Annotated in this window: 6 protein-coding genes; 4 read left to right on the top strand and 2 right to left on the bottom strand. The window is 68.8% G+C overall.

Annotated elements, in window-relative coordinates; translation table 11 throughout:
- Positions 1-88: 88 nt before the first annotated feature.
- On the bottom strand, positions 89-3718 hold the full coding sequence (locus ACFV15_RS46890; RefSeq protein ID WP_378359845.1) for a CARDB domain-containing protein: 3630 nt from the start codon (positions 3716-3718) through the stop codon (positions 89-91).
- 766 nt (positions 3719-4484) lie between these two features.
- On the opposite strand from ACFV15_RS46890, the gene ACFV15_RS46885 reads away from it, so the two are divergent.
- The 4 genes from ACFV15_RS46885 (at position 4485) to ACFV15_RS46870 (ending at position 7856) form a co-directional block, all read left to right on the top strand.
- On the top strand, positions 4485-4685 hold the full coding sequence (locus ACFV15_RS46885; protein ID WP_378359844.1) for a 4-oxalocrotonate tautomerase family protein: 201 nt from the start codon (positions 4485-4487) through the stop codon (positions 4683-4685).
- Positions 4686-4756: 71 nt separating this feature from the next.
- A complete protein-coding gene (gene tdh / locus ACFV15_RS46880; protein ID WP_378359843.1) occupies positions 4757-5788 on the top strand; it encodes an L-threonine 3-dehydrogenase in 1032 nt (343 codons plus the stop codon).
- The gene (locus tag ACFV15_RS46875) at positions 5788-6966 is read left to right on the top strand and encodes a glycine C-acetyltransferase (protein ID WP_378359847.1); all 1179 of its coding nucleotides are present in this window, start codon (positions 5788-5790) and stop codon (positions 6964-6966) included. Before tdh ends, ACFV15_RS46875 begins: the two co-directional genes overlap by 1 nt.
- Positions 6966-7856 carry a LysR family transcriptional regulator gene (locus ACFV15_RS46870; RefSeq protein WP_378359841.1) on the top strand — a complete coding sequence of 297 codons (891 nt, stop codon included), beginning with the start codon at positions 6966-6968 and terminating at the stop codon, positions 7854-7856. Before ACFV15_RS46875 ends, ACFV15_RS46870 begins: the two co-directional genes overlap by 1 nt.
- Positions 7857-7888: 32 nt before the next feature.
- Here the strand turns inward: ACFV15_RS46870 and ACFV15_RS46865 are convergent, their stop codons facing one another.
- Positions 7889-8866 (bottom strand): LysR family transcriptional regulator, encoded by a 978-nt coding sequence (locus ACFV15_RS46865; protein WP_378359839.1) that lies wholly within the window; start codon positions 8864-8866, stop codon positions 7889-7891.
- Positions 8867-9044: the final 178 nt, after the last annotated feature.

Here is a 9044-nt window from a genome sequence, read left to right as displayed (position 1 = left end):
GCCCCGCGCCCGGGGGGCCCGTGCACCCCGCTGGGGGGGTGGGGGGGGGGGGGTACTCCCCCCCCCCCCCCAACGCTCACGACCCCGGTTAACCGGTGGTGAGCACGAACGTCGAGCCGGGCTGCTTGACGATGTCCCCCTTCGCGGAGTTGGTGATGGTCACGTTGGTCAGCGTCGCGCTGCCGCGTGCGCCGCTCATCGCGAGCACGCCCGCGCCGTTGTTGGACTTGTCGATGCGGACGTTGGTGACCGCCACGTTCGGGATGTTCCCGCCGCCGGTCTTGAACTGGATGCCGTCATAGGTCGAGTCGGCGATGTCGGTGTCGCGGATCGTGACACCGGGGATGTCCAGATTGGCCGCGAACAGCGTGATGGCGCCGAACTCCTGGTCCTCGTTCCAGAACGCACCACCCGTGCGGTAGAGCCCGTTGTTGGCGATCAGCGTCTGCCCGGAGAACGGCAGCGGGTCGTGATCGGTCGCCAGCATGATGCCGGGGTAGTTCATCGTGTCGTAGACGAGGTTGTTCTCGATCTTGTTACCGTAGCCACCGTAGATCGCGATCCCGTTGGCGCGCCAGGGAAGCTGGATCGTGTTGTTGGTGAAGGCGTTGTCGTGGCCGATATCGGTCGACGGGTCCTTCACGTACTTGTTGGCCCACACCGCGAGCGCGTCGTCGCCGGTGGTGCGGAACGAGGAGTTGAACACGCGGGAGTTGCGGCTGCCGTTGCTCAGGTTGATGCCGTCCGCGTAGGTGTCACGGATGCGCATGCCGGTGAACTGCAGGCCGTCGGCCGGGCCCCACAGCGCGGGGATGTTGTCGTAGTCCCTGCCGACCCAGACACCGACGTTGGCGTGCTCGATCCAGACGTTGGAGATCTTGGTGTTCTTGCCGAACCGCCCGTTGAGGCCGACACCGCCCTCGGCGCCGTCCGGGCCACCGCGGATGCGCCCTGACCCGAAGATCGCGATATCGGAGATTTGGACGTTGTCGTCGATGTCGAACCCGAAGTTGCCCTCGTGCGGATGGTTGATGCCGTGCGCGTTCTGCGGCTCGGTCAGCGTGTAGAACTGCGAGTACCACATGCCCGCGCCGCGGACGCTGACGTTGCTGATGCCCACCTGGTTGTAGGTTCCGCGGTTCTCGGGGTCGTCGGTGAGGATCTTCTGCTCCTGCCGCCACTGACCGGCCGGCACCCAGACACAGGAGATGACGCCGTTCTGGTCGTCGGTCACCGCTCGCTGGATGGCGGCGGTGTCGTCGTTGCCGTCATCGGGAATCGCGCCGTACTGGGTGATCGACGTGCACTCGGCCGGTTTTTCGGTCGGCGGCGCGACCTGCTCCAGATCGACCAGGTCGACGATGTAGAACGACGCCGTGTCGCTCGCGTCGCGCTGGAGCCGGAACTTGGTGCCCGCCGGGTAGCTCGACGGGAGCAGCGTGTGCGCCTCGTCGAACAGCCGCCGCGCGTCGGCCTGCGGAGTGTTGGTCAACGCCTCGGGGCCGTCGGTGTTGCCGTAGAGCCAGCTGTGCTTCGACGACAGGTTCAGCTTCTGGACGAACGTGTCGTTGACGTACAGGCTCAGCGTCGCGTCGATGCCGCCGCCGTTCGCGGCGTCGGGAATCGAGTTGCGCACGACGATCGAGTTGGCGGCGCTCGCCGAGGTGATCTCGACGAACTGGCCGGTGCCGGTCAGCCTGACCGACTGCCTGCCCGACGACTCGGTGGCGAAGTTCGTGTGCCCGAAGGTGCGCAGCGGGTCGGCCGTGAGCAAGGTTCCTTGGTAGCGCCCGGCTTCCGCCTCGTACTCGGTCCACGGCACGGCAGCGCCGCGTCCGACCACAATGGACTGGGAGAACGAGTTGTTGGTCTCGTTGGTCTCCGTGACGACGCCGGTCGCGTCGGCGGTGGCGGTGATCGTGGCGCCGCCGCTGGTCGCGGTCCACGTGCCGGTGGTGCTCACGCTCGCCGTCGCGCCCGCGGCGATCGGCGCGGTGGTGGTGTCGAGCGTGGTGCCGCCCGCGACCACGCGGGTGACGGTGTTCGCGCCCGTGCTCGCGGTGCCGCGGTTGTGCACCGAGACGGTGAAGCGGACGGCCGTGCCCGCCGCCGGATTGGGCGGATTGGCCGTCACGGCGAGAACCTGCAGGTCAGGCCCTGGTGCTTGGGCGACGACCAGCTGCGAGGACGCGGTGAAGCTGTTGTTGTCCTCGTTCTGCTCGAAGATCGTCTTGGCCGGGTCGGCCACCGCCGAAGCGCTGTAGCTGCCCATCGCCTTGCGTCCGGCGGACGCCGTGACCGTCGCCGAGGCGCCGGCGGCGAGCGCGGCGACCGGCGCGGAACCGGCGACCGAACCGCCGAGCAGGAAGTTGACCGTGGTCGCGCCCGCCGATGCCGTGCCGGTGTTGCGGACCGTGGCCGAAAGCGTGATCGGGTCGGTCTCGGAGGGGTCGGCCGGCGTCCAGGTCAACGCCGTGACGGTCAGATCGGGGTTGGGCGCGGGCGTGCCGACGACCTGCAGTTCGGCGACCTGGCCGCCGGGCGCGCCGCTGTTGCCGGTGAACCGCAGTTGCAGGTCGGCGGTGCGGCCGGTGACCGGGATGGTCACCGAGTTCTGGTTCGTGGCCGGGCCGAACGCGTAGTTCGCGCCCGCGACCAGCGAGGTGAAGCCGGTGGCGGACTGTTCACGTCCGAGCACCTCGATGCCCTGCGTCCTGGGGCCCCACGCGGGATCAGGGTTGAGCTTGACGACGACCGAGCTGACGTCGGCGTTCGCGCCGAGCTTGACGGTCAGCGTCGACGGATAGCCGGACGATTCCCAATAGGTGGCAAGGTTTCCGTCGTTCGCGTTCGCGGCGACGAAGTTGAACGCCGTCGATGACGCTTCGATCGGCTTGCCCCGCGCGAGATCGGTGCCACCGCCCTGGCCGGTCCTGGTCACGTGGTTGCTGTCACCGGAGACATTGCCGGCGGCGTCGCGCGCGCGGACGAAGTACTCGGCCGACGCGGTGGACGGCTGCGAGTCGGTGTAGGTGAGCACGTCGCCCGCCACGGTCGTCACGAGCGTGTTGTTGCGGTAGACCGAATAACCGGTCACGCCGACGTTGTCGTTCGCGGCCGACCAGGTGAGCCGGATCTGGCCGCCGCCCGGCTCGGTGAACGCCAGGTTCGACGGCGGGCTCGGCGGCTGGACATCACCGGTGACCGGCCCGTACACCTCGAACTCCGAGATCTGCGCGGCGGGCCAGCCGGTATTGCCGGTGATGTTCAGCCGCAGGTAACGGGTGGCCGTCGTGCTGAACGTGAGTGACACGGTGTTGCCTGCCGCCGGGGTGAAGTCCTGCCCGGCCAGCGCGACGACCTCGGTGAACGCGGTCCCGTTAGCGCTGGCCTGCACGCCGAGCGTCTGCCTGCGCGCGCCCCACGCCGCAGGCAGCTTCAGCACGACCCGGTTGACGGCCGTCGCGGCGCCGAGATCGGCCTGCAGCCACTGCGGGAACGCGTTGTTGGCGCTTTCCCAGTACGTGTTCTGGTCCCCGTCCCCGGCATTGCCGACGGGATAGCCGGGCAGCGCGCTGCTGGCCGACAGGGTCTTGTCCGCGACGAGCCCGGCCGGAGCGGCCGGTGGTGCGGGAGTGGGGGCGGCGGTGGCGGCGGAGACCCCGGCGGCGATCAAACCCGCCGCGAGTAGGCCGCTGAGCAGCTGCTTCCGGTGCATCGTGTCCTCTGTTCTTCATCGATGACAGAGAGGGGTAGCCCTGAACTTGCGTGAGCTAGTCGACTTCTTGCGGGGAGGTGTCCAAATGTTGCAGACGTGTCACCGGTTCGTCAACGCCTTGTTCCGGACGCGGCGGATGTGGTCGTGAGCGTTGCGGGCGGCTGGACCCCAATGCCGGGCAGTTGGGGACCGAGGACTCTGCGTTCGGATGCCGCGCGGGTCGGGTGAACGCACAAACGCCACGTTTGCCACGCTGAGCGACACACAAGCCCCGTTCGTTCCGTCCGGAACCCGGCGCAAATTCAGGCAAATACGACAAAGTGTGGTAAAAGGTCGCGACTTATGTCCTTTGTGGACATGAGCTTGGGTCCTGACGTGCGCTGGTTGCGGCATCGGAGGCTGGTGTGATGGCTTTGCGTCGTCTAACGCCGCAAAGCCATCGCGCCACGGCCGACGCGCAACCTGGCTGTGCCGGGTCGGCGCCGGGGCGAGCCGAACGTGGAGCGTAAAGAAGAATCCGGACGTTGAACGGCCAGATCTTCCCCACGTGAAGATCAACTCGCCTGATGCGGGCGAGCCGCCGCTCCCCGGGCGGCGACCAACCGAGACGCCACGTTTGACTTCCCCCTCAATGGAACGGCCCGCCACGCTCACGACCCCAAGGCCCGGACAGGCACAGAAGGCGCTGGCATGATCATTGTCAGCTCGGGTGTAGACGAAGGCTCGCCCTGGCTCACCCGGCCGGGTGCCGAATTGGAGGAAGTAAATGCCGTTCGTGGAGATCAAGCTCGCCGAGGGGCGCGACCCCAAAACCTTGCGAGCATGCCTGGCCGCGGTGCACAACGCCGTCCGCGACAGCCTCGGCGTCGAGGATCAGGCCGTCCGCGTGCACATCACCGAGTTCAAGCCCGAGCTGTGGAGTGCCGGCGGGGTCACGATGGCCGAGCGCAGGGCGCAATCCTTGTGAAGGTGAGCTAACAAGGAAATGCAGAAACTCGCGATGGACCGCACAGTGGGTGGCGGGCGAGACTTCGCGCCATGAAGGCATTGGTCAAAGTGGACCGAGCACCCGGACTGCGGCTCACCGACGTGCCGGACCCGGTCGCCGGGCCCGGCGACGTCGTCGTCCGGGTGCTGCGCACTGGCATTTGCGGCACCGACCTGCACATCGAGGCCTGGGACGACTGGGCGGCGAAGACCATCGAGGCGCCGCTGGTCGTCGGGCACGAGTTCGTCGGCGAGGTGGTCGAGATCGGCCGCGCGGTGACGTCGGTGCGGGTCGGCGACCTGGTCAGCGGCGAGGGACACCTCGTGTGCGGCAGCTGCCGCAACTGCAAGGCGGGACGCCGTCACCTCTGCGCGAGAACGCGCGGTCTCGGCGTGCACACCGATGGCGCCTTCGCGCAGTACGCCGTGCTGCCCGAGCAGAACGCCTGGGTGCACCGGAACCCGATCGACCTCGACATCGCCGCGATCTTCGACCCGCTGGGCAACGCCGTGCACACCGCGCTGTCGTTCCCGGTGATCGGCGAGGACGTGCTGATCACCGGCGCCGGGCCGATCGGCATCATGGCCGCCGCGATCGCGAAGCACGCGGGCGCGCGCAATGTGGTGATCACCGATGTCAGCCAGCACCGTCTCGACCTGGCGCGCAAGGTCGGCGTCGACCTGGCGCTCGACGTCTCGGACGCGACCATCGCCGACGCGCAGGCGCGGCTGAACATGGCCGAGGGCTTCGACGTCGGCATGGAGATGAGCGGGCGCCCCGAGGCACTGCGCGACATGATCACCAACATGTCCCACGGCGGCCGGATCGCGATGCTCGGGCTGCCGGCGAGCGACGTCTCGGTCGACATCGCCACCGTCGTGCTGAAGATGATCCAGCTGAAGGGCATCTACGGCCGCGAGATGTTCGAGACCTGGTACTCGATGTCCGTGCTGCTGCAGGCCGGGCTGGACATCGCGCCGGTGATCACCCACCGCTTCGGCTACACCGAACACGAGAAGGCGTTCGCGACGGCCAGGGAAGGCCGTTGCGGCAAGGTCATCCTGGATTGGACGGAGAACTGATGTACGGCGCGATGCGCGACGACCTCAAGGCCGGGTTCGCCGAGATCCGGGAAGCCGGGCTGTACAAGGGAGAGCGGGTGATCCAGAGCCCGCAGCGGGCCGCGGTCAGTGTGACCGGCGGTGAGGTGCTGAACTTCTGTGCCAACAACTACCTCGGCCTCGCCGACCACCCGGCGCTGATCACGGCCGCGCACGAGGCGCTCGACCGCTGGGGCTTCGGCATGGCGTCGGTGCGGTTCATCTGCGGAACCCAGCAGCCGCACAAGGAACTCGAGGCGAAGCTGTCGGAGTTCCTCGGCACCGAGGACACCATCCTCTACAGCTCCTGCTTCGACGCCAACGCCGGCCTGTTCGAGACGCTGCTCGGTGAGCAGGACGTGATCATCTCCGACGAGCTCAACCACGCGTCGATCATCGACGGCGTCCGGCTGTGCAAGGCGAAGCGGATGCGGTACCGCAACCGCGACATCGCCGACCTGGAGAAGCGCCTGCAGGAGGCGTCCGGCGCGCGGTACCGGATGATCGCCACCGACGGCGTGTTCTCGATGGACGGCTACCTCGCGCCGCTCGACGAGATCGTCGCGCTGGCCGAGCGCCACGACGCGCTGGTCATGGTCGACGACTCGCACGCGGTCGGCTTCACCGGCCCGACCGGGCGCGGCACGCCGGAGCTGTTCGGCGTGAGCGACAAGGTGGACGTGCTGACCGGCACCTTGGGCAAGGCGCTCGGCGGCGCGAGCGGCGGCTACACCTCGGGCCGCGCGGAGATCATCGAGATGCTGCGGCAGCGTTCCCGGCCGTACCTGTTCTCGAACTCGCTGGCGCCGTCGATCACCGCGGCCGCGCTCGCCACGCTGGAGCTGCTCGGGAAGTCGGGCGAGCTGCTGGAGCGGCTGCGCGCCAACACCGAGCTGTTCCGCCGCCGCATGACCGAGGAGGGCTTCGACCTGCTGCCCGGCGAGCACCCGATCATCCCGGTGATGATCGGCGACGCCGCCAAGGCGGGCAGGATGGCGGATCTGCTGCTCGACCAGGGTATTTACGTGGTCGGCTTCTCGTACCCGGTGGTGCCGCACGGCAAGGCGCGCATCCGGACGCAGATGTCGGCCGCGCATTCCACCGAGGACATCCACCGTGCGGTCGACGCGTTCGTCACCGCGAGGTCCATGATGGACTGATGATCGATCCGCGACGGTTGCGGGTACTGCGGGCACTCGCCGACCACGGCACCGTGACGGCGGCGGGTCAGGCACTGCACCTGACCCCGTCCGCGGTGTCCCAGCAGCTGGCCGCGCTCGAAGCCGAGTGCGGCCAGCAATTGCTGCGCCGCTGGGGCAGGCGCGTCTCACTGACCCCGGCAGGCGAACTCTTGGTGGTGCACGCGAACGCGGTCGCCGCCGAGCTCGAGCGCGCGCAGGCGACCCTGGCCGAGCTCGACTCCGGGGTGCGCGGGCTGGTGCGCCTGGCGAGCTTCGCCTCGGCCATCACCACCGTCGTCGCGCCTGCCATCGGCGCGCTGCGCAAGACTTCGCCGGGGGTGTCCGTCCAAATCCAGGACGCCGAGGGGCACGCCAGCATCCCGCTGCTGCTCGACGGCGAGGTCGACTTGGCGATCACCGAGGAGTACCGGCTCTCCCCGCGTACCGACGAGGGCAGGCTCACCCGCACACCGCTGTACGTCGAACCTTTCGACGTGGTGCTGCCGTCGGCACACCGCCTCGGCACCGAGTCCGAAGTGGACATAGCGGAGCTGGCCGACGACGAGTGGATCGCACCCCGCGAGGGCAATCCATGCCGCGACGTGCTGGAGATCGCCTGCTCGAATCCCCGCATCCGCCACGTCTCCGACGACTTCCGTGCGATCACCACACTGGTCGCCGCTGGCGAGGGCGTGGCGCTGGTGCCGCGCAACGCGGTCACGGCCGTGCCCGGCGCGGTCGCGATCCCGCTGCGTGGCGAGGCCCCGCTGCGCCGGGTGTTCGCGGCCGTCCGGCGGGGGAGCGCCGACCACCCGCTGATCAAGACGGTGCTCGGCGCGTTGCTCGCCGCCGCACGCGGAGCGTCGTGAGTGGTACGGCCGGTTCTAACCGGCCAAAACACTCACGACCCGAAGTACCCGACCAGCCCGTCCCACGACTGGGTCGTGCGGCGGCGATCCCACCACGACCGGAACGGCGTCGACGCCATCGCGTGGCGGGTGTACGACGTCATCGCGGCGCGGTAGACGTGCTCGGTCTGGTCCCAGGTCAGGCGTTCCTTGCGCCAGGCGAGCACCAGCCGCATGCGCATCGGGTCGCCTTTCAGCGGCCTGACGACCATGCCGGGCAGTTCGGGCGCGGTCGGTTCGACCAGCTGGACCGCCTGGCCTGCGGCGATGAGCTGGCGGCCGCCGCCGTTCGGGCACTCGAAGCGGATCTTCGGGGCGAAGCCCGCGCGGTGCGTGGCCGCGCGCAGCGAGGTGAGTGAGCCGTCCTCGGGGCCGGGTGGGCCGATCCAGGCGTCGTCGGCGAGGTCGGCCAGATCGACCTCGGTCTGCCCGGCGAGCCTATGCCGCGCGGGCAGGCCGATGAAGACCGGGATCCAGGGGAACAGCACGCGGTGCCCGAGTTGCTTGGCCAGCGGCACTTCCTGATCGTCCGACATGGCGATGACGGCGATGTCGAGTGTGGCGTGCGCGAGTGCCTGCGCCAGCACGGAACTGGACGGTTCAATGTGGACGGTCAGCTCGATCGCGGGCAGTACCTCGTCCAGCCGCTCGATGAAGGTGGGCAGACAGTCCATTTGAGATGATCCGAGCCGGATGGGACCGTCGCCCGCGGTGCCGAGCACGTCGGCCTCGAAGCGGTCGAACTCCAGCAGCAACACCAGCGCCCGCCGCAGTGTCTGCTCGCCGACCGGCGTCGGGGTGACGCCGGTGTGGCTGCGCACGAACAGCGGCGTGCCGATCTGCCGTTCGAGCCGCTGGAGCAGCGAGGTCAGCGAGGGCTGGGACATGCCGAGCGCGGCGGCCGCCTGCGAGAGGCTGCCCGCGTCGGCGATGGCGCAGATCGCCCGCAGATGCCGGATCTCCAGTGCCATAGCCGGAGTCTATCGCCGCCGCTCATTACCTCCGGCCCGCTCGCGGTGTGAGGGTACGGCCAAACCCGACGCACGAGGAGAGCCGATGACACCCCTTGTGTCAACCTCAAGATCAAAGTCAGGCTGCGGCCTGCTGTTCGGTGTCTCGTTGGGCGCCGCCGTGGCGGGTGGGGTTGTA

Source organism: Amycolatopsis sp. NPDC059657, assembly GCF_042734395.1.
Classification (GTDB): domain Bacteria; phylum Actinomycetota; class Actinomycetes; order Mycobacteriales; family Pseudonocardiaceae; genus Amycolatopsis.
Note: the sequence above shows the minus strand (reverse complement) of the source record. Positions and strands in the feature narration are given on the sequence as shown.

What these genes read in the sequence shown, in the direction of transcription:
- ACFV15_RS46865 (WP_378359839.1), bottom strand. Translation starts at nt 8,866, where the DNA reads ATGGCACTGGAGATCCGGCATCTGCGGGCGATCTGCGCCATCGCCGAC.
- ACFV15_RS46890 (WP_378359845.1), bottom strand. Translation starts at nt 3,718, where the DNA reads ATGCACCGGAAGCAGCTGCTCAGCGGCCTACTCGCGGCGGGTTTGATC.
- ACFV15_RS46885 (WP_378359844.1), top strand. Translation starts at nt 4,485, where the DNA reads ATGCCGTTCGTGGAGATCAAGCTCGCCGAGGGGCGCGACCCCAAAACC.
- ACFV15_RS46870 (WP_378359841.1), top strand. Translation starts at nt 6,966, where the DNA reads ATGATCGATCCGCGACGGTTGCGGGTACTGCGGGCACTCGCCGACCAC.
- ACFV15_RS46875 (WP_378359847.1), top strand. Translation starts at nt 5,788, where the DNA reads ATGTACGGCGCGATGCGCGACGACCTCAAGGCCGGGTTCGCCGAGATC.
- tdh (WP_378359843.1), top strand. Translation starts at nt 4,757, where the DNA reads ATGAAGGCATTGGTCAAAGTGGACCGAGCACCCGGACTGCGGCTCACC.